We start from the raw sequence: 24,904 nt of genomic DNA, 5'->3' as shown, positions 1-24,904 counted from the left end.
TTCAGCCGCCTGTCGCGAAGACCTGGACAGCGTCCAGATCGGCCTGGATCGGCCGGCCGTCGAGCGTCAGCCCGGCGAGTGCGACCTTGCCGTAGCCGCGCGAGCCGGAGCCACCGAGGCTGTCGAGTTCGAGCAGCTTGAGGCCGCGCAGCAACAGCGGCAGGAGGTCCTCGCCGTCGATGACCTTCAGCGACAGCCGGAAGTCGAACTCGGCGCCGGCGATGACGCGTTCGGTGAAGCGCGGGTTTTCCGCGACGCCGGCGATGCGGTTGATCGAGTTTTCGCTCTTCGCTTCGGTACTGAGCAGGTTGCGCGCTCTTGCCCTGGCGAGCCATTCGCCGTTCAGCGCGCAGTCCCAGAAAGCGATGCGGGTCGGGCCGATCTGCCTGACCAGGTTCTCCACGTCACCGCCCGGTGCGCCGCCGAACAGGCGCAACAGATCGCGCGCTTCCGCGCTGTCGTGTTTGGCCAGGTGCTGGAAGGAGAATGGATTGCCGTTGGCGACGCTGACCAGCCCGATCTGCCATTCGAGCAGCGAGCGGATCTTGCCTTTCAGCGACGAGCCGGGGATGTACGGCTGGCCGTCGAGCGGGTTCTTGACCACCGGGTTGTCGGTGCCGCCGATGCGCATTTCGGTGTCGCCGGCACCGATGTGCAGGCCGGTTTTGAGGGTGAGGGTGGCGGTGAGTTGCTTGATCCGGGTGAGTTGCATTGTTTTTCTCCCTGGCTGTTATTGGTTGCGCAGCGCCTTGAGAAAGCCGAGGACGGCTTCAAAGTGAAGGCGGAAGTGGTCCAGAGCTCTGGCGCTGGTGGTCGTCTTGATGCACAGGCGGAACCACGCGACGAATTCGTCATCGACCAGCTTGCGGCCCTTGGCGTAGGCGACCTTGGCGTTGAGCATCTTGATGAAGGCTTCGTACTGGCTGAACTTCTCGTCGTCGCCGTCGATGCGCTCCTGCCAGCCGACCAGTTCGTCGTAGAAACGGCGAATCTGCGTCGGTTTGTTGAGGGAAGCCGCGGCCTGATCGAGGCGCTTGGCGACCGCTTCGGCCTCGCCGTTGAACAACTCTGCGTCGGGTGGAAAGGTAGCCAGGTTGATGGTCATCGTTTGTTCTCCTTGAGGGTATTGTGTGCCAGGTTCGCTTCAGTGTCTGCTGCGGCAAGCTTGCCGTGCCGGTTGGGCCATCATTCGCGTTGCCGGTAGAGCAGGACCGACAGCGGCAGCCGGTAGGCGCCCTTGTACATTCCGAGTGCGCCGCCGATCTCGCGGATGGCGTCGGTGAGCAATTGCTCGCGGCGGTCACGCGCGGCTTCGTCGCCCTTGACACGGTCGCGGAAGAAGCGGGCCAGCCGGTAATGAAGCTGCGAGCGCCAGATGGCGTCTTGCGGGCGCTTGCTCTCGGCGCGGTCGGAGAGCTGCAGCAGGGTGTAGGTGAGTCCAGTGGAAAAGCCGGCACCGTGGCTGCCGGCTCGCGCCATCAGCGCTTCAAGTGCGGCTCGGCGCTGCCCCATCAGCGTCTGCCAGTCGGCCCAGGAGACGCTGCGCTGCCAGAGCGTGACGGCGTTCTTGGCCGGCTGGTCCTTGGCGGCGGCGAGCGCCGTTTCGGTGCTGCGCGCGAGTTGGCGAACGGGCGTCTTCGGGTGCGTCATGCTCAGGCCGGCGGAGAAGCTGATGCCGGGGTTGCCGACGTAGGCGGCGAATTTCGCGCGCAGTTGGGTCGCCAGTGCCAGCGTCGACTCCCACGGGCCGATCAGGAAGAAGTCGTCGCCGCCGGCGAAGACGGTGTAGGTGTTGCGGTAACGGGCGACGCCGTGAGCATCCCGGCCGTGCTCGCAGAACCAGGGCAGCCAGAGGGCGAAGAAGGCGTTGATCTGGCGCGACAGCGAAGCCATCTTGGCGAAGGTCGGTTTTTCCAGGCCTTGCTGGAAGAGGCTGCCGAGGTCGTCGATGTCGCCCTTGACGGTGAGCAGGGCAATTTCGCCTTGCCAGCGGTCGTCGACCGTCAGTCGGCGGTCTTCGCAAGCGATGTGGTGCAGCGTCTTGATCGCTGCGGCGCGCTGTGGGTCGCCGCCGGTCTCGCGCGCGAAGTCGGCTTCGCCTTCCCATTTGCCGTACTTGCCGGCGGTCTGCGCATCGCCGGCGTCGAAGCGCGGCACGTAGCTGTTCACGAAGCGCCGCGCATAGCCGCGCCAGAGGGTGCCGTCGGCCTCGGCGGCGTCGAAGTCCCAGACGCGCAGCAGTGTCCCGGTGCGCGCCAGTTCGCCGTACTTGCCCGATTCATCGGCGGTCGGGACGATCGCCAGGCGGTAGCCGAAGTAGTCGAGGCCGAGCACAGGCAGCTTTTCGGGCTGGCGCGCGACGAGCAGGCGGGCGTGCCGGGTCAGTTGCTCGCCGATGCGAATCTGGTCGTCGGCCAGCGTCGACAAGGAATAGCCGCGCCGCGCCGACGCTTCCGCGTCGGCCGGATGGCGGCCGTTGATCGCGCAGACGCCGAGGGTGTTGTCGAACTGATCGAGAAAGCCGTCGAAGGTGCAAGTCGCGTTATCGGCGCAGAGGTCGAAGCGCTGGTGCTTGGCGCTGTCGAGCGCGGCGAACAGGCGTTGCGTCAGCTCGCCGAAGCGGCCGGCGGCGAAGTCGTTGCACGACGCTGGCGTGCTCGCCAGGCCGACGCCGATCTCGCCGTAGGTGTGCGCCAGACACCAGTCGTTGAGTTCCTGCCGGCAGCGCGCGATGGCGGCGTGTGCGCCGGCGGTGTTCGGCGCGACGATCAGGAACTTGCCGGCGGCGTTGATGATCTGCGCCGTCGGCGGCAGTTCTAGCGCTTCGAGGAGCTTCAATGCGGCGCATTCGGCGAGCAGCGAGACCTGGAAAGAGCGGCCGCGCAGCAGCTTGTGCGCGTGCTTCTGCGTCGCGCCGCCTTCGGCAAAGATGAAATCCTGGATGCCGAAGAAGTCGCCCTGGACGAGCAGGATCTTCTCTTCAGCCCAACCTTCGCGAACGGCCCGTACGTCTTCGCTTCCCTGGTCGTGATGCCAGCGCCAGAGTGCGGTGGCCAGCGCGGCGGTGGCCTTGCTGTGGTCGTAGAGCGAGACCTCGGGCTTGACGCCGAAAGCCGTGGCTGACGGGATGGCATGCGTCATCGTCAGCCACAGGCTGTCGAAGTGGTCCAGCCACAGCGGCAGCGCGTGGACATGTGCCTTCGGGATTTGCCGGATGCCGGCGACGAGCTCTTCCCACAGCGCCAGGTACTCGGCGCGTGCGGTCTTGTCGTCGCGCGGCGTGCACTCGGTGGCGGGCTGCGGAAAGAGGGTCTCCGGCGCCAGCGGCCGCAGCGCGTAGCGCCACTGCAGTTCGCCTTCCTTGACCTCGCGTTTACCGATCTGTTCGAGCAGCGTCAGCAGGCGGGCGCGGTAATGGTTGTCGCGTTCCTTCCTGCTGTTGTATTCGGCTTCGAACTTGTCGCGCTCGAAGCCCGACGCGACGCGATCGGCGGTGGCGACGATCCATTGCAGGAAGGTGTCCGGCCGATGGTGCGCGCTGGCGGCATTGACCGCCGAGTCGGTGACGTTGCCGTCGGCGCTGGTGGCAAACGGCGGTGAGTCGCGGCGCAGGTCGGGGAAATGGCCGGTCGCTTCGAGTGCATCCCAGGCCAGCCCGGTGTAGGCGGCGTGGATGTGGCTGTGGTAACCGTTACGCGCATCGGCGCCAACCTGGTGCCAGGGGCAATAGAGCGTGCGGTGGGCGTCGAGCTGGCCGTGGTGGTCGATGCCGGCACGCTCGGCCAGTTTGCCGATGTCGTGCAGGAAGGCGGCCAGAGCGACGCGGGCGGACTGTTCGAGAAGGTTCATGTCGGTGGGGTCTCCGGGTTACAGCTTGAAGAGTTTGTTGCGCAGCGACTTCAGTGCGGTCTGCAGGCGGCCTTCATCGTCGAGGGTACGGGCCTCCTGATCAGCACGCGGTCGAACCCCATGCGCGAGGGAGTTGCGCAGGTACTCGAGCTTGGCGACCTCGGGCTGCTGGGCGCGCGCGATGGCGTAATTTTTCTTGCGCAGCTCGAAGTCGGTGGGATCGTCACTTTGCTCGTTGCACGCGCGCGTGACGAAGGCCTCGTACATGAAGGTGGCGGCGCGCAGGTAATCGCCGCGTTCGCGGTAGGCGTCGGCGAGCGACAGCTCCCAGTCGTCGCGCTTGCCGCGCCGAAACCAACTGATCCGCTTCTTCAAGGTTTCGCTGAACAGGCCGCCAAGGGCGCCACGATGGGCCTCGACCGAGGGAAAGACGCTGCCCAGCGTCTCACGCGCGCGCACCGGGTTGCCGGTACGTTCAAAGTAGGCGGCGCGGGGCAGCAGGTCGGCGTTCCCTTTCTCCATCCCGTCCGCGGTGAGCAGCGGCGCGAAGACACCGTAGTCGCCGTCCTTGTCGTAGGTGGCCAGCGCGTCGACCCAGTCGAGCATGGCCAGCAGGCCGCCGAGCCGCAGAACCGGCGTCTCGCCGTCGGGAGTCGTCATTTCGAGGGCGCCGTAATAGAGTTCGTCGATCTTGACGCCGACGACGCGCGCCAGGTAACGCGCCGCGACCAGCGCGAGCATCGGCAGGTGGCGAAAGCCGTGTGTGACGTCTAGCGAAAGGTTTCCGCCGGGCCGCACGACGCCGGCGAGCAGGCGGAGGATTTCGGCCTGTTCGCTGGCGTCGCGTGCGTAGGGAATCAACAGGCACTCGACCTGCACGTCAAGCCGCGCACCGAGTTGGCGGCGCGGCAGGTCAAGGAGCGCGTCGTCGACCTCTCCAGCCTCGACGGCAGCCATCAGTTGCAGCACGGCATCGTCGCCGGCGCCTTCGCCCTCGAAGAAGACGTCCCACATGCTGCCGGAGGTCCCAACGAGTACGAGGCGATCGGGTTTCAGGTATTCGGCCAGCGCAATGCCAAAGAATGGCACGCTGCGCGAAAAGGAGGCGTCGAAACGATAGTTCGCCGTGCGGTAGCCGGTACGGGCGTCGGCTTTGCCCTTGCCGAGAAAGCTGATGAGGGTGTTCATGGTTATGCTCCGGGAAGAAGGGAGTGGATCGGGTCGCCGATCGGTTGTGGTCCTGGTAGCGGATCATAACTGACCGCCACCGGCCGCAGGCCAAGGCTGTAGCGGCGCGGCCGGGTACCGCCGTCGCTGATCAGGTAGGGCTCGGCGGCGGGGCCGAGCTGGCGCCTGAGAATCTTCTGCAGCTTCGACAGATGCGCCGAGAAGTAGCCGCCGTCCATTCCTTTGCGCAGCGCGCGCTCGGTTTCGTCGAGGTCGCCCAGCGGTCCGGCGATCCAGCGCAACTCGACGAGATAGCGCCGTTTCCAGTCGGCGTCGGGGAATTCCTTGGCTGGCGCCGGCAAAGGCGCTTCGCCGCGCAGAGCGCGCCGGGCAAAGACGCTGAGCAGCGCGAGTTCGGCGGGCGGCAAACCAAACTCGTGGCCGGCGGCACGGATTCGACGCGCCGTGAGGTCGATCTGCAGTTCGGCCGGCGCGAGCGCGCGGCGGGCGGCTTCGACGGTTTCGTTGTAGCTTGCCAGCCCGGTCAGCAGCGCTTCGGGCAGGCCGTGACGCAGGCTGACAAAGGGCAGTTCGGCGAGCGTCACCTGCGCCAGCGCGCTGTCGACCAGGCGACCTCCGGGCATTTCGAGAACGCGGCTCGACGGCGTCGGGTAGTAGAAACCGATGCTGGCCTCGAAGGGTTCGGAGACCAGCACGTGCGACAGTTGGTCTTGCGGGCGACCGTAGAGCGACAGCGCATAGCCGAGAAAGAAGCCCATCGTCTTGCGTCCGCCGGCGATCGAGACGTGCAGCGCGCAGTCGGGGTCGGCAGTGAGCTGGCGGATGATGCCGGTGATGCCGTCGGCGGCGCGGCGGTTGTCTGCCGGCGAGCGAATATCGTCGAGCGGCTTGCCGGCGGCGTCTTCGAGGGTGTGGATGGTGTCGGTGGTGAAACAAATCGGCGGCAACGCGTAGTCTCGACACAGGCGGTGGAACCACCCCGGATCATCGGACAGCAGCGCCAGGCGCGCCTTCTCGGCCCCGGTGCGGGTGGTGATCAGATGGATTTCGGTCGGCACGAAGCGCCTGGCTGATGGCGCTACGGCCAGCGCGTAGAGCGTCTCGGTGACGATCTGCGGCGAGAGGCCGGTGACGGCGACGAGAATGCGGCGGGAAAACTGTTCCGGGTGTTGGCGGGCGTCGAGCATGGCGGCGAGGGGACGGCTGTGGGAATGGACCCGATTGTCGTTGTTTTCTCGTCGCACCGGCGAACGGCAAGCTTGCCATCCCTGAGAAGCGATCCGGCCCCTGGCAAGGGATCACGGGGGCAGACAGCGGAGGACGCCTTGTCACTCGCGCAGGCCCAGCGCCTTGTGGACGAGGTTCTGCCGCTTCATGAGGTACTGGACTCGGCATGATGAATGTCGACTGTTCTTGATCCACCCGTGCCGGGAAGCTGATCGACAAGGGCTACCTCTGCAAGCTCTTCAAGAATCCAGTGTTCATCGGCGTCGCCGCGTACAAGGGCAAGCACTTCGCCGGCGAGCATGAAGCGATTCTGGATCGGGCCGTTTGGGAGCAGGTCCAGGCGATGTTGGGGCGAGGGGAGCCGGAACAACGTGCTCGGTAGAACCGCCCTTCCCGAGCGCCCGCACTCGTGAAGGGGTTGATCTTCGCCGATGATGGCTGGGCGATGACACCTGGCGCCACCCGGAAAAGCGACAAGCGGTATCGCTACTACGTCAATACGGCGTCGATGAAGATCGGGAAGGAGGCGTGCTCGGTGTCTCGGGTGCCAGCCGGAGAGATCGAGGCGGCGGTGATCGCTCAAGTCAGGAAGGTGCTGCAGGCGCCCGAGGTGATGTCTCAGGCGATCAGTGAAGTGGTGGCGCTTGAGCCGGCAGCAGACGCCCAGCAGGTCATCAGGACGCTACAGTCTATAGCGCCAGTGTGGGATGAACTCTTCCCCGCCGAGCAGGCAAGGATCATTCAACTGCTGGTGGAACGGGTGACGGTCAGCCCGACAGGCCTGCTCATTGACCTGAAGGCGGCGGGCATGCGGGGACTGATCCAGACGGTCATGCCAGAGAGGAAGGCGGCGTGATGACTGCTGATGTCATTTCTGTTTTCTGCTATCAGGAGTCAGCGATATCCCTGCTTTCGCCTTGTTGAAGATGGTGCTGAGCGACCTGAATTGTCGGGACGACTACCTTGGGCAACCCCATCCGCTGACACTGGCTGGACAGATACTCACGCCAGTATGGCCAGACATGATAGCTGGCATTTTTCAGCGCGAAGGCATCAAGCGCCTCCTTTCCTGGGTGATCGGTGAGAGCATATTCAGCAATCAGCGTCGCTTCAATTTGAGCCTTTACCTGCTCTTCTGCAACAGTTCCTTCGCCACCGCCTTGTTCCCTTGGTGCCGCTTCTACCCAGCGGGCACCTAACTGAATGAAGACTCGAAAAAGCTGCTGTGTCTGCTCTCCATCCTCGACTTCGAGCACCTGACTATGGCTAACCATGTGCTTCAGTTGAATTTGCAGGCCATCTACGCCAGCGCCATATTTTGGGTCGAAATCTTCTGCTATGAAGGCTTCCGAGTCATGTATCAGTACGTCGCGAATCTGCAAGCATTCAACCGCATGCTGTAATGGTGTGATCATTCTGATCAACGCCAGCCGGACGCCGACTTCAAGTCACTGGAGTAAACGACGCGTAAATGGGGACTTCTGGCAGAATGTGCAGCCTTGGGAGTAGTCCGCAGATTCGTCCAGGGAACCCTATCGGCCTGATGGCCAGCAGCGAAGCCCGAGTAATAACTCAGAATGTTCACCAGATGCTGGTTGAGGCTGATGCCTTCCTCATCTGCAGCTTCCGCCAGAGCACGGTGCAGTGTACGGGCAACACGGAGAGTCACCCGACCGCTGAAGTCATTTGCCGGAGAAGTGGGCACAGGCATCACCCGTCCCTTCTCACTCAGCATCTCGGCCGTGGTCTCAATGCCATCCACGGCCAGCGCATAGGCTTCCTCAGGCGAATCGCCATATTCGATGAGGTCGGGCAGTTCCTTTACGCGCGCCTCGAAGCAGACTTCACCTTCAAACATGGCGCGTCGAACGGTGATGTTATAGGCATAAGGGTCAATGGACATTGCGTTTCTCCAGGTAAATCAGAATCTCGGCCTTATGGACGTGCAGAATTCTCAATACATTGGTGATGTAAGCAGGCTTGATCTCCGGGTTTCGTCCGTGGCCACAGTTGAACGATCCTGAAGTGAAGTCGGATAGCCCACCATGAACAAACACTCTGTGTCCACCTCGTTTACCCTCGCGCACCTCAAATCCCAAGCGAGTCAACTGCCTTGCCAGATCATCACAGCGAATGTTGCACTTTGCGGAGGACAGTTCCCCCACCACCTGATCAAACAATTTCGTGATCATGTGACACTATCCATGGTGTCATGGTTCCTTTAGCTGGTCAACAGATGGCGATCACGGTGACGGAGGGCCGGTTGACCGCTGCGACCCTCCACCCCGGAACCGCTGCGCTGAAAGCGATCGGCGCAGTCGCCGACTACCTGTTCCAGGCGCGCGCGCTCGGCGGGCGGCAAGGCGTGGAGCGGATGGGCGCCGTGGCGCAGCGGTTCGAGCAACTGTCGAGTACGGTCACACTGCCGTCGGCTTCGCTGCCAATGGAGATTGGAATCACTTGGCAGCCACCCAGTTTTCCAATTGCAGCCCCTGGACTTTGGAAAACTCGCGGGTGTTGTTGGTCACCAGCACGGCATTGACGCTCAGTGCGTGCGCGGCAATCAGGGTGTCCAAAGAACCAATTGACTGCCCCCGGCGCTCCAAGTCCGTGCGTAAATCACCATAAGCCCACATGGCAGCCATATCAAAAGGGAGAACTTCCAGTGGGGCCAGAAACATTTCCAGCGCTTGGCGATTGCGCGCCGAGGCGCTTTTGGCAACACCAAAGGCAAGTTCCGCGGCCACCACACTCGAAAGCCCGATCTCACCGAGCCGATACTGATGAAACCGCGCCAGCACTTCGGACGGTTTGGTGTTGATGATGTAAATGCAGATATTGGTGTCAAGCAGAATCATACGGCAATCTCGGCACGAACTTGCGTTGCTGGCTGCTCTCGTGTCATGACAAACCCTGGCTCGAAGGATGACAGCGCGGTTTCCAGGGTTTCCCATGGGTCATCCACAGGCAGCAAGAGAACGCCATTGCCAAAATGCTTCACAGCCACCTCGGTGCCGGCAAACCGGTACTCTTTGGGTAGCCGAACGGCCTGGCTGCGGCCCGATTGAAAAAGGCGTGCGGTATCCATGTGAAGCTCCGAAAAAAGATAATTACCAATGATATCTACTTTTTGTCGCAGTGTCCGCCGAAGATCGAGGAACGGATCAGGGATTCATCAACAGATTCAGAGCGAAAGTGAGAGCTGCGAATGTGCGAATGCCCGAGCAGTTCGCGGCGGGCCTTGGGCGAAAACCCTTCGCCTTTGACGAACGAGTTGTCCGTAATGGCGGTGCGCGGCGCCTTGCACCAGCCGACACCGTTCTGCATAGCCTGGCCGGTGGTGGCCACGGTCATGGCCTGTCACCTTTGCCGACAGGATCAACAGCAGAGTGTCGTGCTCCCCGGATTCCAGACAGTGGTTAAGCTGTGCTCCAGCGCAGCGAGCAGGGCACTGATCGACGGGCGTCGCGCGCGAACGGCGTGCCTACTGCTTCCTCGCCGGCGCCTTGGCCTTGCACATTTTTCCCGGCATCATCAGGCTCGCCTGGTAAGCCGAAATCGCGAGCAGTTGATCGTCACTGTACTTGCTGATGATCCTGACCATCTCGGGATTGGCGTTGCGCCGCTTGCCGTCGCGGATCTCGGTCATCTGGCGTAGCAGGTATTGATAGTGCTGCCCTGCGATCACCGGATAGATCTTGTGCCTGGACCCTTCACCGCCCGGTCCGTGGCATACCCGGCACTCCTTTTCGTAAAGATCTCTGCCTTTCGCCACTTGCCGGACTGCATCGTGGGCGTCGTATTGGCCATGGTCGAGGGGTATGCACAGGCCTTCGAGATACGCGGCGAGATCGGCCAGATCCTGCGGATCGGTCAGCACTGCGGCAAACGGGTACATCGTCGGGTTGTCCCGCAAGCCGACGCGGATGTCGGCCATCTGCTTGATCAGCACGCTGCTGTGCTGGCCCGCGAGCTGGGGAATGCTGCCGTCGGAAAGTCCGCCCGCCGACGGCAGGTGGCAACTGCGGCACAGCGCGTAGAGTTCCTCACCGCGCTTCCTGTTGCCCTTGCGCTCCAGCGCTTCGCTCTTCTCGCCGGCCGGCGCCTGCCAGGGGTAATCCTTGATTTCGATGCCCGTAGAGCTGGGTAGCGACCGATCGGCATAGGCCAGCGCCCCGACCTGCATCGCCAGAGAAAGGGCCAGGACCAGTTTCTTCATTGCCAACTCCCGGTTTTTCGAAATTTGCTGGTTGCCACTCCGGCAGGCAGCCCGCTTGTTGATAGCGATCAGAACCCGCCGCCGCGGTTCGCCCGCTTCCGGCTGACTGGCAACATCATCCATCATGTTGCCATATCGGGGAAGTTCCTGCAGATGACCTTGAAGCGGCTGAGGCTGCCTTTCCCGCTGTAGTGGGTGGGGCAGAGAGTACAGATCGAGATGCGGCATTCCGGGCAGGTTTGCCGGAGCGCTGTCGTAGCCTACAATTCCCATGCGCTTGCCCATCGGGATAGCCCTTCGGTGTCGTCAAAATCGGCAGGTCACCCGCACTGGTCGCGAGTTGAGGGGGCAAGACAGCGCTCCTGCGCTGACCGGGAAGCGGCCCAATAAGGCGATTCCCAGGAATGCACATGTCAGCCACGGGCGCGCTCCCTCCCCTTCAAGGGGAGGGTCGGGGAGGGGATGGGGTTAAAAGGCACAGAAGGGAGCAGTCTCTTTACCCCATCCCCCTCCCGACCTCCCCCTTGAAGGGGGAGGAGTACCTTTGGCAACACTGTCCCTTTATCCGAATTCGGGGATCTTCTTTCGTGTGAATCACCTAACCCAAGTTTAACATCCGAGGTAAAAACATGTATTTAATCAGCGCGTTGCGAAGGTGGAGTTTTTTGTTGTGCAAAATGGCCTTATAACACATTGTTTATAAGAATATTGTTTGGCCTGTTAAACTCGGGCTAAGGTCATCTGCACGCTTTTGGAGCAGCCCATGAATGCGAAATCACTGATTGCAACAGTCTTGATCGCAGCAGCATCGCCCAGCAATGCACTCGCCGCGGATGACCCAGCGAATCGGCCGCAAGTGGCCCAACTCGCGAACTCACTGGAAAGCAAGGTCATTGGCTGGCGACGCGATATCCACCAGAACCCCGAGTTGGGCAACCGCGAATTTCGCACTTCCAGGCTGGTAGCCGAGCACCTCAGAAACCTGGGTATCGACGTTCGAACGGGCGTCGCTCACACAGGCGTCGTGGGAGTCCTGAAAGGGAGGCTGCCTGGACCAGTGGTTGCGCTACGCGCCGATATGGATGGATTGCCGGTCAGCGAACAGACCCGCCTTCCGTTCGCCTCCAAGGCAAAGGCCATGTGGATGGGGCAAGAGGTCGGCGTCGCTCACGTCTGCGGACACGACGGCCACACAGCGATCCTTATGGGTGTGGCCGAGATTCTCGCGACCATGAAGGATGAACTGCCGGGTACGGTGAAGTTCATTTTCCAGCCGGCCGAGGAAGGCGCTCCACCTGGGGAAGAGGGTGGAGCAAGCCTGATGGTCAAGGAGGGTGCGCTGCGTGACCCGGTGCCCGCCGCAATTTTCGGCTTGCACCTCAACAGCCGCACGCCATTGGGCCACGCGGGCTACCGTCCAGGACCGTTCATGGCCAGTGGCGATACATTGAAGATTGTCGTCAGGGGTGCTCAAACCCACGGTGCATTGCCATGGCTGGGGACTGATCCGATTGTCATCGCATCCCAGGTCGTTCTCGGACTGCAGACGATCCAGAGTCGCCAGGTCAATGTGCTGTTGGAACCTTCAGTGATCACGATCGGCGCCATCAACGGGGGTAACCGTTCAAACATCATCCCGGACTCTGTCGAGCTGCTGGGCACCATCCGCTCACTGGATGAAGGGATGCGCCGCGACATCCATCGACGAATCATTACCACTGCTGAGTCGATCGCGAAAAGTGCGGGCGGCAGCGCGGAGCTGACCATCGTCCGCGACTACGACGTGACGAACAACGACGAACGGCTCGCCGAGTTCGGCGCGCGGTCACTGCGAGCGACTCTGGGTGAAGCCAATGTATTCGTCAATCCGAAGGTCACGGTCTCCGAAGACTTCTCGGCCTACCAGAAGCTTGTCCCAGGCTTCTTCTTCTTCCTCGGTGTAGTGCCCGACGGAACGCCGCCGGAGCAGGTGTTTCCCAACCATTCTGCCAAATTCTGGATTGACGAAAGGGTCCTGACCATCGGTGTCCGGGCGTTGGCGAATCTCACACTCGATTTCCTTGCGCAACCTTCGCCCAGCGAAGCCAAAATCTCCGTAAGCCAAGCCGGCAGGTAGTCTCCGGCCGCTAACGCTGAGCCGAAACTTGACGATGCGCGCCGAACCCGCCGGCGAACCGAGTAGAATCCCGGCATGCAGAAAGAGGGTTTTTCCAATGATCGAACCCGAGTCAAACGCAATCTATGAGATCGAGTTATGCAGCGGGGAACATCGCCGTTGGCGGTATCTCGGAGCGGACTCCTGCTCGTCGGTTTGGTGGCGTGATCTGGAAACGGGGTCCGAGTTCAACGAAGCGGGCCTGATGTATGCTTGGCAGATCATCGTGAAACAAGAGGACCCTGCGGCGGAATCGTAGAACAGGAATGTCCAGACCATCAGTTCTTCGGCCACTCGATCCCGCAGCAGCCTTTTTCTTCTTGGCGGATCGCGTTTCGTGCATGAACTTCGTCGCCATCGCCGAACGCTCGGGTGCTCTCGATGCGCAGCGAATTCGTTCCGGACTCGAGGCCATGCAGGCAGGAAACCCGTTACTGAGGACGCGCGTCGTCTGGACGGCCGACGGTGGCCTGTGCTTTGCCGAGGCACCGGGCTACTCCATCGGACTCGAGTGCCGGACCACGAATGCTGATGACTGGCAGACAGAGATCGAGCGCGAGTTGGCGCGACCGTTTGCCGATGACGAGGCCCCACTGATTCGTTGCCTGTACCTGCAGATGTCATCCGCTGAGCGTTCCGTTCCGGCCTTGTGCTGCCATCACTCGATTGCTGATCAACCCGGGACCCGGCGACATTGTTCCTGTCGTGCCCGGTCGACATGCGGCCGCATCTTCAGCCCATCCCGCCGACGACACCGACCAGCCTCTATGTCAGCCTGCTCTCTGCGGCCTTTGTCGTCGATGCGCGTACCGACCTGTGGGATCTGGCGCGCGAAGTCATCGCTCAGGCCAGGCGCCAGTTGGCACGTGGAGAAGCGCCCAGGAAGGTCACCATGAGTTGCGGAAGTCAGCGCGCGCGACAGAAGCCGGTAGCTGTGGCACACTTCGTGGCTACCCGAGCTGCGCCGCGAGGAGGCCTGTGTTCCGCGATACCGTCCATCGTCTGCTCCATTCTCCACCCATCTGGGCCAGCCACCTGAAGGTCGTTCTGATCGAGTCGCTGATCTCCTGGATCGATCACCGGGCAGCGAGCAAGGGTGCCGCACTGGCTTTCTACACCTTGTTCTCGATCACCCCGATTCTGGTCCTGGCGATCGCCGTGGTCGGCTACTTCTTCGGCGCCGAGGCGGCCCAGGGCGGCGTCGTCGCCCAGGTGCAGGATGTGGTCGGCCCGAATGGCGCCCAGGCCATCCAGGCACTGCTGGCCGCTGCCCGCGATCCCGCCTCGGGGAGGGTCGCGACGCTGGTCGCCAGCGTCCTGCTGGTGCTCGGCGCAACCAGCGTCTTCGCCGAGCTGAAGGGCAGCCTCGATGAACTGTGGGGTATCGACAAGACGCGTCAATCGGGCTTCGGGACGCTCTTGCGGACCCGGCTGCTGTCCTTTGGCCTGGTCCTTGTTCTGGCCTTGCTGCTCCTCCTCTCCCTGGTCGCCAGCGCGGCACTGGCGATGCTTGAACGCTATGCGGACGGGGTGTGGGCCAGTTCGGCCGTGGTTTTCTCGACCACTTCGTCGCTCGTTTCGTTCGGCGTCATTGCCTGCATGCTGGCTGTCATTTACCGGACGCTGCCGGACGCGCCGCTGTCCTGGCGCGACGTGTGGACCGGTGCCGCCTTCACTGCGGCCCTGTTCAGCCTGGGGAAATATGTGATTGGCGTGTATCTGGGCCACACCGGCATCGCTTCGAGCTTTGGTGCCGCCGGGTCGGTGATCGCGCTGCTCCTGTGGGTGTATTACTCGGCACAGATTTTCTTCCTCGGCGCGGAGTTCACCCGGCAGTATGCGCTCTGGTTCGGCAGTCTGCGTGATGAGCGGCTGCGCGGCGAGGCCAGCGAGCGCAGCGAAGCCACCCACTGACTGAAAAGCGCAGGCCTGAGACAGGGTGCACGCGCACGCCGGCGCCAGCGCCGCTGGACGCCAATGTACGGCAGCGAACATACGCCGCGCGGGTGGCGGGCTATCCTCCTGGGGTGGCGCGCGGCTGCCCCCGGTTTGGTGGGTAGTCGGGCAGCGCTCCCACGCTTGACTGACCAGGCCGCCAACACCGATGTCCACCCCGATCGCCGCCCCGGTAGCGCCTCAAACGGAAGCCTTGGCAGGCGATCATGCGCCGGCGGCTGCCGGGTTGCCAGCGGCGGTACCTAAAGTCCGCGAGCGCTGGGCCAGGCGGGGGAGTGTGGCGCTGGCGATCCTGGCGACGGTGGCGGTGGTCTTCGCCCTGGACTGGGCGCAAAGCCTGTTCATTTCTCTCCTGCTCGGCATCCTGTTGGCCTATACCCTGAACCCACTCGTGATCTGGCTCGAGCGGCTCGGGATCCCGCGTGTGCTGGGGACCAGCTCCGTGATGGTCGCTGTGGTGTGTGCGCTGGCCTTCGGGACCTACTCCTTGCGCGCCGAGATGCAGACGATCCTTGATCAGGTGCCGGAAGCGGTGAGGAAGGTGTCCGCCGGGCTGGCCAGCGTGCGCCAGGGCCAGGCCAGTACCGTGCAGAAGATGCAGACCGCTGCCCGCGAGATCGAGAACGCCACCAGCCACGTCACCGGCACCACGTCGCCGCTCAGACAGCCGGCGACACGCGTCGTCATCGACACGCCCGGCTTCCAGGTCGGCAACATGCTCCTGGCGGGCTCCAGGGGAGCGGCAGGGGTGGTTGCCCAGGCAGCCATGGTGCTCTTCCTGACTTTTTTTCTCCTGCTCTCGGGCGACACGTACAAGAGGAAGCTGGTGCGCCTGACGGGGCCCTCGCTGTCGAACAGGAAGATTACCGTGCACATTCTCGGGGCGATCAACGAATCGATCCAGCGCTACCTGTTGATGCTTTTAGCAACCAACGTGCTGGTCGGACTGTTGACCTGGATTGCCCTGCGCTGGATCGGTCTGGAAAACGATGGCGCCTGGGGGGTGGCTGCCGGCCTGTTGCACCTGATCCCGTATGTTGGGTCGGCCATCGCCGCCGCCGCCATCGGCATGGCAGTCTTCATGCAGTTCGACAGCCTATCGACGGCGCTCCTCGTTGCCGGAGCGTCACTGGCCATCGCGACGCTGGTCGGGACCTTCGTCACGACCTGGATGAGCGGCAGGATCGCCAAAATGAACACCGCCGCGGTGTTCGTCTCGCTGCTCTTCTGGACGTGGCTGTGGGGCGTCTGGGGAATGCTGTTGAGCTTTCCGATCACGGTCATCGTTAAAGTGGTAGCGCAGCATGTGGAGCCCCATGGACCGCTGGCCGAGTTACTTGCTGACTAGTCCCTGGCGCGTTTGGTCGAGATTGTTTTTCGTCTACGTGGAAAGGAGGCCTCCGAATTGAATGCTGGCACAACGCTTACCGGATTCTTGCGGCGGTTGACGAGGCGCTTTCGCGGCGACGACTCGCTACCCATTCATCCGGATGAAGAAGCCCCGTTGCGGTCGGAGTTGTTCAGCGCCGATCAGATGGCGCAGCATGGCAAGGCTCTCGCGGCCTCGCACACGCTGGCTACCGGGCGCGCGGTGGACCAGCTTCTCGCCCGCCTGGCGGAGAACGAGTCGGCCCTGGTCGGCGTGTGCCGGCTGCTCACGGCAGCGGTGGGCACGAATCGCCGTATTACGCCGGCCGGCGAATGGCTGCTCGACAATTTCTATCTCATCGAAGAGCAGATCAGCACGGCCAAGAGGCACCTGCCCAAGGGTTACAGCCGGGAACTCCCGCGCCTGGCGCGCGGGCCGTCACAGGGCTGTCCGCGGGTCTATGACATCGCCCTGGAGACCGTCGCACATGGCGACGGGCGGGTAGACACGGAGACACTCGGCCGTTTCGTGGCCGCCTACCAGACCGTCACCGCGCTCAAGCTGGGCGAGTTATGGGCCATCCCGATCATGCTGCGGCTGGCGGTGATCGAAAACCTCCGTCGCGTCGGCATGCGTATCGCCGTTGGTTGGGACGAGGGCGATCTGGCCGATTCCTGGGCGGACCGGATGACCGAGACCGCCGAAAAGGATCCGAAGAGTCTGATTCTGGTGATCGCCGACATGGCGCGCTCGGATCCGCCGATGGTCGGCGCCTTCGTCGCCGAGCTCGCACGCCGCTTGCAGGGGAGGGGTCCGGCCCTCGCCTTGCCCTTGACCTGGATCGAGCAACGGCTGTCCGAGTCGGGTCTGACCATCGAGCAGTTGGTGCAGTCGGAGAACCAGCGCCAGGCGGCCGACCAGGTTTCGATCAGCAACAGTATCGGCAGCCTCCGCGTTCTCGGCGCGATGGACTGGCGCGAGTTCGTCGAAACGATGAGCATCGTCGAGCAGACTCTGCTTGAGGATCCGGCCGGCGTCTATGGCCGCATGGATTTTGCCACCCGCGATCGTTACCGCCATGCCACCGAGGAGCTGGCCAAGACGGGTCGCCTGGCGGAGGATGAGGTGGCCCGCAAAGCGGTCGATCTGGCACGCGCTGCCTCGCTGGTCGGTGCGCACAGCGCCGACGCCGGCGCCGGCGAGCGTGCACGGCATGTCGGCTTCTACCTGATCGACAAGGGCTTGCCGGAACTCGAACGTGCCGCGGAAGTCCGCGTGTCCGGCTCTCGGTCCCTGCGGCGAGCGGCAGGACGCTGCCCCTTGCTGATCTACCTGGGCGGGATCGTTCTGCTCAGCGTGATCCTCAGCGCTGGCCTGCTGGCCCAGGCACTGGCCTTCGGCCTGCCGTTGGGCGCACTGCTGCCGATCGCGCTCCTCTCGCTGTTGGCCAGCAGTCAGTTGGCCGTCGCGCTGGTCAACTGGCTGGCAACCCTGCTGGTGACGCCGCGTGCCTTGCCCAGAATGGACTTTTCGGAAGGAATACCGCCGACTGCGCGAACACTGGTGGTCGTGCCGACCATGCTCGGCAGCGCCGAGAACGTCGAGGATCTGGTCGAGGCGCTGGAAGTCCGCTTCCTGGCCAATCGCGACCAACGCCTGCACTTCGGGCTATTGACAGATTTCCCGGACGCCGATCAGGAGTCGCTGCCCAGCGACGGACCTCTGTTGCAACTGGCCGAGACGAGAATCGACGAGCTCAACGAGAAATACGTCGCCGACGGGAGCGGCGGCGACATCTTCTTCCTCTTCCATCGCCCCCGGCGATGGAACCCGCATGACGGTATCTGGATGGGATACGAACGCAAGCGCGGCAAGCTGGCGGACCTGAACGCGCTGCTGCGCAGTGCGCCTGGCGCATCAAGCGGCTTTGCGCTGGTGGTCGGTGACACCGCGCTCCTGTCTGCCGTGCGCTTCGTCATCACCCTCGACACGGACACCCAATTGCCGCGCGATGCCGCGCGGCAATTTGTCGGCACCCTGGCGCACCCGCTGAATCGCCCGTGCTACGACCCGGAAAAACGGCGTGTCACCGAGGGCTATGGCATCCTGCAACCGCGCGTGGCGATCAGCCTGCCGGGGACGACGCGCTCGCGCTATGCACGTCTGTATGGCGGAGAGCCGGGTATCGACCCGTACACACGCGTCGCTTCGGATGTCTACCAGGACGTGTTCGGCGAAGGCTCGTTCGTCGGCAAGGGGATCTACGACGTCGATTCGTTCGAGCAGGCGCTCGGCGGTCGCTTTCCGGACAATCGCATCCTCAGTCACGACCTTCTCGAGGGATGCTACGCGCGCGCCGGGCTGTTGAGCGACGTTCAGTTGTACGAGGATTATCCGGCCCGTTACAGCGCCGACGTCAGCCGTCGCTATCGCTGGATTCGTGGCGATTGGCAGCTTGCCGGGTGGTTGCTGCGCCGCGTACCGGGGGGCAAGGGTAGCGCAACGCCTGCGCAGGGTGAGGAGAACCCACTCTCGGCCTTGTCGCAGTGGAAGCTGCTCGACAACCTGCGCCGCAGCGTCGTCCCCGCGGTGCTGATATTGCTCTTGCTGCTCGGCTGGACACTGTTGCCATCGGCCGGTTGGTGGACTCTGTCGGTGATCGGCATCGTGCTGATCGCTCCCCTCTGCGTGTCTATCCTCGAGTTCCTCCGCAAGCCGGCAGAAGTCCTGCTGCGCCAGCATCTGGCGGGCGTCGCACGCTCGACTTCCCGGCACCTGATGCAGGTCGGCTTCGAGTTCGCGTGTCTTCCTTATGAAGCGTTCTACAGTCTGGATGCCATCGTGCGCACGCACTGGCGACTGCTGATCGCGCACCGACGATTGCTGGAATGGAATCCGTCGATCGATGCCGATCGCCAGGCCGCGCAGCGCGGCCGCGCCGATCTCGCGGCGTCTTTCCGGTCGATGTGGATCGCTCCCACGCTGGCGTCGGCGGTGGCGGTCCATCTGGCCTTATCGACACCGGCGATGTTGACCGTTGCCGGCCCGATTCTGCTGCTCTGGGCTGCCTCACCGCTCGCCGCGTGGTGGATCAGCCGCCCCCTCGCGCGCCTCGAAGCGGCCTTGACGCTTGCCCAGACGTTGTTCCTGCGTGCGCTGTCACGCCGGACGTGGGCGTTCTTCGAGAATTTCGTCGGCCCCGAGGACCATTGGCTGCCACCCGACAACTATCAGAAGTATCGCATCGCAGCGGTCGCGCATCGCACCTCGCCGACCAACATCGGCATGGCGCTGCTGGCCAACCTGTCGGCCTACGACTTCGGCTATCTCCCGGTCGGCCCACTCCTCGACCGTACGGCCAATACGCTGCGCACGCTTGAGGGACTGAAGCGCTACCGGGGGCATTTCTACAACTGGTACGACACGCAGACCCTGCAGCCGCTGCCGCCCTTGTACATCTCGACGGTGGACAGCGGCAATCTGGCCGGTCACCTGTTGACCTTGCGCGCCGGCCTGCTCGCACTGGCCGATGAAAAAATACTCTCGGCGCGGCTGCTCGACGGCTTGAGCGACACGCTCAGGATTCTGAGCGAAAGCGCGGATGAAACCGCTTCGGTGCCGATTGCGGCGTTCAGGGAAGAACTTGAGTCGGCGTCCGCGGCTCCGCCAGCGACGCTCAGCGCGGCCCGGTCGCAGTTTGAACGGTTGGCGACCGGCGCCGCCGAGATCGCTGCCCGAATTGCGGATGGACTTGATGCCCAGCATATCCCGGAGGTCCCGCATGACACCGATGACGCAGTATCCGAGAGCGAAGCGGGCGACTGGGCACGAGCGCTGGTGCGGCAATGCCGCGCGGCACTGGACGAAGTCACGTTTCTCGCTCCGTGGCTGCTCCTGCCGGTAGCGCCGAGTGGACTCGAAACTCATCTTGCCACGCTTGCCGACCTTGCCGACAGTGACGCCATCCCCACCCTGCGCGGACTGGCGGCGCTGGAGAGCGATCTGCGCCCGTGTATCGGGGCGCTGCTCGCCGGTGGGACGACGCCCAGCCAGTATGCCTGGCTTGCCGACCTGCAGCGGCATCTCATAGCCGGCAGCGCCCATGCCGGAGAGCGCCTGGCGACCCTCGAAAGCCTGGCGCTGCAAGCCGGTAACTTCGCGCGCATCGAGTACGACTTTCTGTTCGACGGAACGCGCCATCTGCTGACCATTGGTTACAACGTCGCCGAGCAGCGCGCCGACGCCAGTTACTACGATCTGCTGGCCTCCGAGGCGCGCTTGGCGTGCTTCGTGGCCATTGCCCAGGGCCAACTGCCGCAGGAGAGCTGGTTCGCCCTCGGGCGCCTGCTGACCAGTACCAGCGGCGAACCGGTACTCCTCTCGTGGAGCGGTTCGATGTTCGAGTACCTGATGCCGCTGCTGGTGATGCCGACCTACGACCACACGCTGCTTGACCAGACCTGCAAGGCGGTGGTCGCCCGCCAGATCGAGTATGGCAGCCATCGTGGCGTTCCCTGGGGTATCTCGGAATCGGGCTACAACACGGTCGACGTGCATTTCAACTACCAGTACCGCGCCTTCGGCGTGCCGGGCCTCGGACTCAAGCGTGGGCTGGCCCACGATCTGGTCATCGCGCCCTATGCCTCGGCGTTGGCGCTGATGGTGGCTCCCGAGCAGGCCTGCCTGAATCTGCAGCGGCTGGCGGCTGAGGGCTTCATCGGCCGGTTCGGCTTCTTCGAGGCAATCGACTACACTCCCGCCCGGCAGCGACGCGGGCAATCGCGGGCGGTGGTGCGTTCCTACATGGCCCACCATCAGGGGATGAGCCTCCTGGCCCTGGCCTACCTGCTCCTGGATCGTCCGATGCAGCGGCGTTTTGAGTCGGACCGGCTGTTCCAGGCGGTCCTGCTGTTGCTCCAGGAACGGATTCCCAAGGCCACGGCATACTTTTCGCACACCGCAGAGCTCTCCGATGTGCGCTCGCAGTGGATCGCTGCGGAGACGCCGGTTCGGGTGTTCACCAGCCCCGACACGCCGATACCGGAAGTGAAGTTGTTATCCAATGGCCGTTACCATGTGATGGTCACCAACGCCGGCGGCGGCTACAGCCGCTGGAAAGACCTCGCTGTCACGCGTTGGCGCGAGGACAGCACCTGCGACAACTGGGGCAGTTTCTGTTACCTCCGCGACGTGCGGAGCGGTGTGTTCTGGTCGACCACCCATCAGCCGACGCTCAAGCGGCCGGAGAGTTACGAAGCTATTTTCTCGGAGGGGAGGGCCGAGTTTCGTCGCCGCGACGCACTCGCTGGCGGTGAAGGCGATTGCGAAACCTATACCGAGATCGTCGTTTCGCCCGAGGACGACATCGAACTGCGCCGCGTCCGGATCACCAATCGAACGCGGCTGCGCCGCGAAATCGAGGTCACCAGCTACGCGGAAGTGGTCATTGCGCCGCCCGCCGCGGATGTGATCCATCCGGCCTTCAGCAATCTCTTCGTGCACACCGAGATCCTGCCCGAGCGGCGCGCGATCCTGTGTACGCGCCGGCCCCGCTCGCAGGGCGAGCAAGCGCCCTGGATGCTGCACCTGATGGTGGTCCATGGCGCTGATGTCGGTGCGCTGTCTTACGAAACCGATCGCCTGCGCTTCATCGGGCGGACACGAGACGCCAGCAATCCGCTGGCGATGATCGAGGCCGGGGAACTGTCCGGATCGGCAGGGTCGGTACTCGATCCGATCGTCGCCATCCGCCAGCGCATCACTCTCGACCCGAAGCAGTCGGCAATCATCGATATCGTCTCCGGGATCAGCGATAGCCGCGAGACGGCCCTCTGCCTGGTCGACAAATACCAGGATCGACATCTCGCAGACCGCGTCTTCGATCTCGCGTGGACGCACAGCCAGGTCGTCCTGCGACAGCTCAATGCCACTGAAGCCGACTCGCAACTGCATGCACGCCTGGCCAGTTCCGTCATTTACGCCAACGCCTCCCTGCGCGCTGCCGCCGCCGTGCTGATCCAGAATCACCGTGGGCAGTCCGGGCTGTGGGGTTACGCCATCTCGGGCGATCTGCCGATCGTCCTGCTGCAGATCACTGACGGCGCCAACATCGACCTCGTACGCCAGCTCGTCCAGGCGCATGCCTACTGGCGCCTCAAGGGGCTGGCGGTGGACCTGGTGATCTGGAACGAGGATCGCGCGGGTTACCGGCAACAACTGCAGGAGCAGATCATGGGCCTGATCGCCTCGGGAATCGGGGCGAGCCTGATCGATCGGCCGGGCGGAATCTTCGTTCGCCCGGCGGAACAGATATCCGGCGAGGACCGCATCCTGTTCCAGTCGGTCGCCCGTGCCGTGATCACCGACGGTAGGGGAACGCTGGCCGAGCAACTCGACAGCCGCGCCCCGGTGGGACCGCGACCACCTCGCCTTCATCACCGAAGAAGCCACTGGCCGGAGGTCCCTGAGGTCGCGTTGGCCAAGCGCGAACTGATCCTGTTCAACGGCCTGGGCGGATTCACCATCGACGGACGCGAATACGTCATCACTCTCGCCCCTGGTCAGGTAACGCCGGCGCCGTGGGTGAATGTGCTGGCCAATCGGCATTTCGGGACCGTCATCTCGGAAAGCGGCGTTGCTTACACCTGGAGCGAGAACGCGCACGAATTCCGTCTCACGCCCTGGCACAACGACCCGGTCAGCGATGCCAGCGGCGAAGCCCTTTACCTGCGCGACGAGACGACCGGCCAGGTCTGGTCGCCGACGCCCTTGCCCGCCCCGGCAACGACACCGTACGTGATTCGGCACGGTTTCGGCTACAGCGTTTTCGAGACCCGGGTCGACGGGATCTGTTCGGAACTCTGGGTGTATGTGGCCATCGACGCAGCGGTCAAGTTCTCGGTGTTGAAAGTGCGCAACGAATCAGGTCGGCGGCGTAGACTTTCGGCAACCGGCTACGTCGAGTGGGTGCTGGGCGATTTGCGTGCCAAGTCGGCCATGCATGTGAGTACCGAAATTGACCCGCGCAGCGGCACGCTCTACGCGCACAACCCGTACAGCCCTGAGTTTGCCGATCGCGTGGCATTCTTCGACGTCGATGACCAGACGCGCAACCTGAGCGGCGACCGTGCCGAATTCCTCGGCCGCAACGGCACGCTGAGAAATCCGGCCGCTCTGCAGCGTGCGCGCCTTTCCGGCAAGGTGGGCGCCGGCCTCGATCCTTGCGGCGCGATCCAGGTCAACTTTGAACTGGCCGACGGACAGGAACGGGAAATCATCTTCCGGCTTGGCGTCGGGCATAACGCCTACGAGGCCAACAAGCTGATGCGCCGCTTCCGCGGCGGACAAGCGGCGCGCGGCGCTCTCGAAGCGGTCTGGCAGTATTGGAAGCACACACTCGGCGCAGTGCAGGTGGAAACACCCGACCCATCGGTCAATGTGCTGGCCAACGGCTGGCTGGTGTACCAGACCTTAACGTGTCGTGTCTGGGCGCGCAGCGGCTACTACCAATCGGGCGGTGCCTTTGGTTTTCGCGACCAGTTGCAGGACGCGATGGCGCTGATCCACGCCGCACCGCGGCTGGTGCGCGAGCATCTGCTGCTCTGCGCGAGCCGTCAGTTTCAGGAGGGCGACGTTCAGCACTGGTGGCATCCGCCGATGGGCAGGGGCGTGCGGACGCGCTGTTCGGACGATTACCTCTGGCTACCGCTGGCGGTATGCCGCTATGTGCGGTCGATCGGTGACACCGGAGTGCTCGATGAGTCCGTGCCCTTCCTCGAAGGCCGGCCGGTCAACCCGGAGGACGACTCGTACTACGACCTGCCCGGCCAATCCGAAGAACTCGGCAGCCTGTACGAGCACTGCGTGCGCGCCATTCGGCACGCCCTGCACTTTGGCGAGCATGGCCTGCCGTTGATGGGTTCCGGCGACTGGAACGACGGCATGAACCTGGTAGGCATCCATGGCCAGGGCGAAAGCATCTGGCTGGGCTTCTTCCTGTGCGAAGTGCTCAGGCAGTTCGCCAGCGTGGCGAGTGCCCATGGCGACTTGTCTTTCGCCGAACTCTGCCGGGACGAGGGCGGGCGTCTGCGCCAGAATATCGAGCAGCATGGCTGGGATGGCGAGTGGTACCGCCGCGCCTACTTCGACGATGGCACGCCCCTTGGCTCGGCCGCCAACGTCGAATGCCGTATCGACTCAATCTCGCAAAGCTGGTCCGTGCTCTCCGGCGCGGCTGATGGGCTGGGCAATATCACGCGCTCACGCCGGGCAATGCAGGCGGTCGATGAGCACCTGGTGCGGCGCGAGTACGCGCTCGTTCAGCTTCTCGATCCGCCCTTCGACAAGTCCAACCTGGACCCCGGTTACATTCGCGGCTACGTACCGGGCGTGCGCGAGAACGGCGGCCAATACACGCATGGAGCGGTCTGGGCGGCAATGGCTTTTGCCGAACTGGGTGAGCGCGAGCGCGCCTGGGAGTTGCTGAAGATGATCAATCCGGTTAACCATGCGCGCACGGCGGCGGGAGTCGCGACCTACAAAGTCGAGCCCTACGTCGTCGCCGCCGACGTTTATGCCTTGTCGCCGCACATCGGCCGCGGCGGCTGGAGCTGGTACACCGGTTCGGCCGGCTGGATGTACCGGTTGATCGTGGAATCGTTGCTCGGCCTGCGGCTCGAGGGCGAGCAACTGCGCCTCGCTCCCTGCCTGCCCGCGGACTGGCCGGGATGCACGATTCACTACCGCTATCGCGAGACGGTTTACCACATCGCCGTATGGCAAACGCGTACGGGTACCAATCGCCAGAGCGGCGTGACGAGTGTGACGAGCGTGACCGTCGATGGCGTCGAGCGCCACGACCAGACGATTCCTCTGGTTGACGATTATCGCGAACACCTGGTCGAACTGCGGGTAGACTTGTCCGTCCAACCTTGACTGGCTG

At 63.6% G+C, this 24,904-nt stretch carries 21 protein-coding genes; 7 read left to right on the top strand and 14 right to left on the bottom strand.

Translation table 11 applies throughout. The features are described from left to right. Position 1: 1 nt before the first annotated feature. The 6 genes from csm3 to ACCAA_RS05110 all read right to left on the bottom strand — a co-directional run bounded on the left by csm3 (position 2) and on the right by ACCAA_RS05110 (position 6,565). Positions 2–712 carry a type III-A CRISPR-associated RAMP protein Csm3 gene (gene csm3 / locus ACCAA_RS05135; RefSeq protein ID WP_186406156.1) on the bottom strand — a complete coding sequence of 237 codons (711 nt, stop codon included), beginning with the start codon at positions 710–712 and terminating at the stop codon, positions 2–4. 18 nt (positions 713–730) lie between these two features. Next, complete coding sequence (gene csm2 / locus ACCAA_RS05130) at positions 731–1,105, bottom strand: type III-A CRISPR-associated protein Csm2 (protein ID WP_186406155.1); 375 nt, start codon at positions 1,103–1,105, stop codon at positions 731–733. 80 nt (positions 1,106–1,185) lie between these two features. Beyond that, a complete protein-coding gene (gene cas10, locus ACCAA_RS05125) occupies positions 1,186–3,849 on the bottom strand; it encodes a type III-A CRISPR-associated protein Cas10/Csm1 (protein ID WP_186406154.1) in 2,664 nt (887 codons plus the stop codon). A gap of 18 nt (positions 3,850–3,867) precedes the next feature. Continuing rightward, positions 3,868–5,037 carry a TIGR02221 family CRISPR-associated protein gene (gene csx2 / locus ACCAA_RS05120; RefSeq protein ID WP_186406153.1) on the bottom strand — a complete coding sequence of 390 codons (1,170 nt, stop codon included), beginning with the start codon at positions 5,035–5,037 and terminating at the stop codon, positions 3,868–3,870. 2 nt (positions 5,038–5,039) lie between these two features. Then, positions 5,040–6,281, bottom strand: a complete 1,242-nt coding sequence (gene csm6, locus ACCAA_RS05115; RefSeq protein WP_342674028.1) for a CRISPR-associated ring nuclease Csm6 — start codon at positions 6,279–6,281, stop codon at positions 5,040–5,042. Between the two features lie 128 nt (positions 6,282–6,409). After that, positions 6,410–6,565 carry a hypothetical protein gene (locus ACCAA_RS05110; protein ID WP_186406183.1) on the bottom strand — a complete coding sequence of 52 codons (156 nt, stop codon included), beginning with the start codon at positions 6,563–6,565 and terminating at the stop codon, positions 6,410–6,412. Between ACCAA_RS05110 and ACCAA_RS22710 the strand changes: the two genes are divergently transcribed. Together ACCAA_RS22710 and ACCAA_RS05100 are read left to right on the top strand one after the other, a co-directional pair. Continuing rightward, complete coding sequence (locus ACCAA_RS22710) at positions 6,515–6,646, top strand: hypothetical protein (protein WP_186406152.1); 132 nt, start codon at positions 6,515–6,517, stop codon at positions 6,644–6,646. The two genes, ACCAA_RS05110 and ACCAA_RS22710, sit on opposite strands and share 51 nt — an antisense overlap. A gap of 36 nt (positions 6,647–6,682) precedes the next feature. Then, positions 6,683–7,120, top strand: a complete 438-nt coding sequence (locus tag ACCAA_RS05100; RefSeq protein ID WP_186406151.1) for a recombinase zinc ribbon domain-containing protein — start codon at positions 6,683–6,685, stop codon at positions 7,118–7,120. Between the two features lie 31 nt (positions 7,121–7,151). Here the strand turns inward: ACCAA_RS05100 and ACCAA_RS05095 are convergent, their stop codons facing one another. From ACCAA_RS05095 to ACCAA_RS05065, 8 genes are all read right to left on the bottom strand, one after another. Beyond that, positions 7,152–7,679: a preprotein translocase subunit SecB gene (locus ACCAA_RS05095; RefSeq protein WP_186406150.1), complete on the bottom strand. Its 528-nt coding sequence runs from the start codon at positions 7,677–7,679 to the stop codon at positions 7,152–7,154. A gap of 5 nt (positions 7,680–7,684) precedes the next feature. Next, on the bottom strand, positions 7,685–8,167 hold the full coding sequence (locus ACCAA_RS05090; RefSeq protein ID WP_186406149.1) for a toxin-antitoxin system HicB family antitoxin: 483 nt from the start codon (positions 8,165–8,167) through the stop codon (positions 7,685–7,687). Then, positions 8,157–8,456 carry a type II toxin-antitoxin system HicA family toxin gene (locus ACCAA_RS05085; protein ID WP_186406148.1) on the bottom strand — a complete coding sequence of 100 codons (300 nt, stop codon included), beginning with the start codon at positions 8,454–8,456 and terminating at the stop codon, positions 8,157–8,159. The genes ACCAA_RS05090 and ACCAA_RS05085 overlap by 11 nt, the downstream gene beginning before the upstream one ends. Positions 8,457–8,485: 29 nt before the next feature. Then, positions 8,486–8,731 (bottom strand): DUF6399 domain-containing protein, encoded by a 246-nt coding sequence (locus tag ACCAA_RS22435; protein ID WP_222104801.1) that lies wholly within the window; start codon positions 8,729–8,731, stop codon positions 8,486–8,488. After that, complete coding sequence (vapC, locus tag ACCAA_RS05080) at positions 8,721–9,122, bottom strand: type II toxin-antitoxin system tRNA(fMet)-specific endonuclease VapC (protein ID WP_186406147.1); 402 nt, start codon at positions 9,120–9,122, stop codon at positions 8,721–8,723. The genes ACCAA_RS22435 and vapC overlap by 11 nt, the downstream gene beginning before the upstream one ends. Next, on the bottom strand, positions 9,119–9,352 hold the full coding sequence (locus ACCAA_RS05075) for an antitoxin (protein ID WP_186406146.1): 234 nt from the start codon (positions 9,350–9,352) through the stop codon (positions 9,119–9,121). Before ACCAA_RS05075 ends, vapC begins: the two co-directional genes overlap by 4 nt. A 35-nt stretch (positions 9,353–9,387) precedes the next feature. Then, positions 9,388–9,618, bottom strand: a complete 231-nt coding sequence (locus tag ACCAA_RS05070; RefSeq protein ID WP_186406145.1) for a hypothetical protein — start codon at positions 9,616–9,618, stop codon at positions 9,388–9,390. Positions 9,619–9,748: 130 nt separating this feature from the next. Then, positions 9,749–10,483 carry a c-type cytochrome gene (locus tag ACCAA_RS05065; RefSeq protein ID WP_186406144.1) on the bottom strand — a complete coding sequence of 245 codons (735 nt, stop codon included), beginning with the start codon at positions 10,481–10,483 and terminating at the stop codon, positions 9,749–9,751. Positions 10,484–11,234: 751 nt separating this feature from the next. On the opposite strand from ACCAA_RS05065, the gene ACCAA_RS05060 reads away from it, so the two are divergent. From ACCAA_RS05060 to ACCAA_RS05045, 5 genes are all read left to right on the top strand, one after another. Beyond that, the gene (locus ACCAA_RS05060; protein WP_245754448.1) at positions 11,235–12,599 is read left to right on the top strand and encodes an amidohydrolase; all 1,365 of its coding nucleotides are present in this window, start codon (positions 11,235–11,237) and stop codon (positions 12,597–12,599) included. Positions 12,600–13,356: 757 nt separating this feature from the next. Further along, entirely contained in the window at positions 13,357–13,677 is a 321-nt protein-coding gene (locus ACCAA_RS22705) for a hypothetical protein (protein ID WP_425394457.1), read from the top strand. Continuing rightward, a complete protein-coding gene (locus ACCAA_RS05055) occupies positions 13,617–14,552 on the top strand; it encodes a YihY/virulence factor BrkB family protein (protein WP_245754447.1) in 936 nt (311 codons plus the stop codon). The genes ACCAA_RS22705 and ACCAA_RS05055 overlap by 61 nt, the downstream gene beginning before the upstream one ends. A 190-nt stretch (positions 14,553–14,742) precedes the next feature. After that, positions 14,743–15,942 carry an AI-2E family transporter gene (locus ACCAA_RS05050; RefSeq protein ID WP_186406143.1) on the top strand — a complete coding sequence of 400 codons (1,200 nt, stop codon included), beginning with the start codon at positions 14,743–14,745 and terminating at the stop codon, positions 15,940–15,942. Positions 15,943–15,999: 57 nt separating this feature from the next. Further along, the gene (locus ACCAA_RS05045) at positions 16,000–24,897 is read left to right on the top strand and encodes a glycoside hydrolase family 94 protein (RefSeq protein WP_425394456.1); all 8,898 of its coding nucleotides are present in this window, start codon (positions 16,000–16,002) and stop codon (positions 24,895–24,897) included. The last annotated feature ends 7 nt before the right edge of the window (positions 24,898–24,904 follow it).

Origin of the sequence: Candidatus Accumulibacter aalborgensis, assembly GCF_900089955.1 — a bacterium.
Classification (GTDB): domain Bacteria; phylum Pseudomonadota; class Gammaproteobacteria; order Burkholderiales; family Rhodocyclaceae; genus Accumulibacter; species Accumulibacter aalborgensis.
The sequence above is the reverse complement of the archived record's forward strand: the minus strand, read 5'-3'. Positions and strand labels throughout refer to the sequence as shown.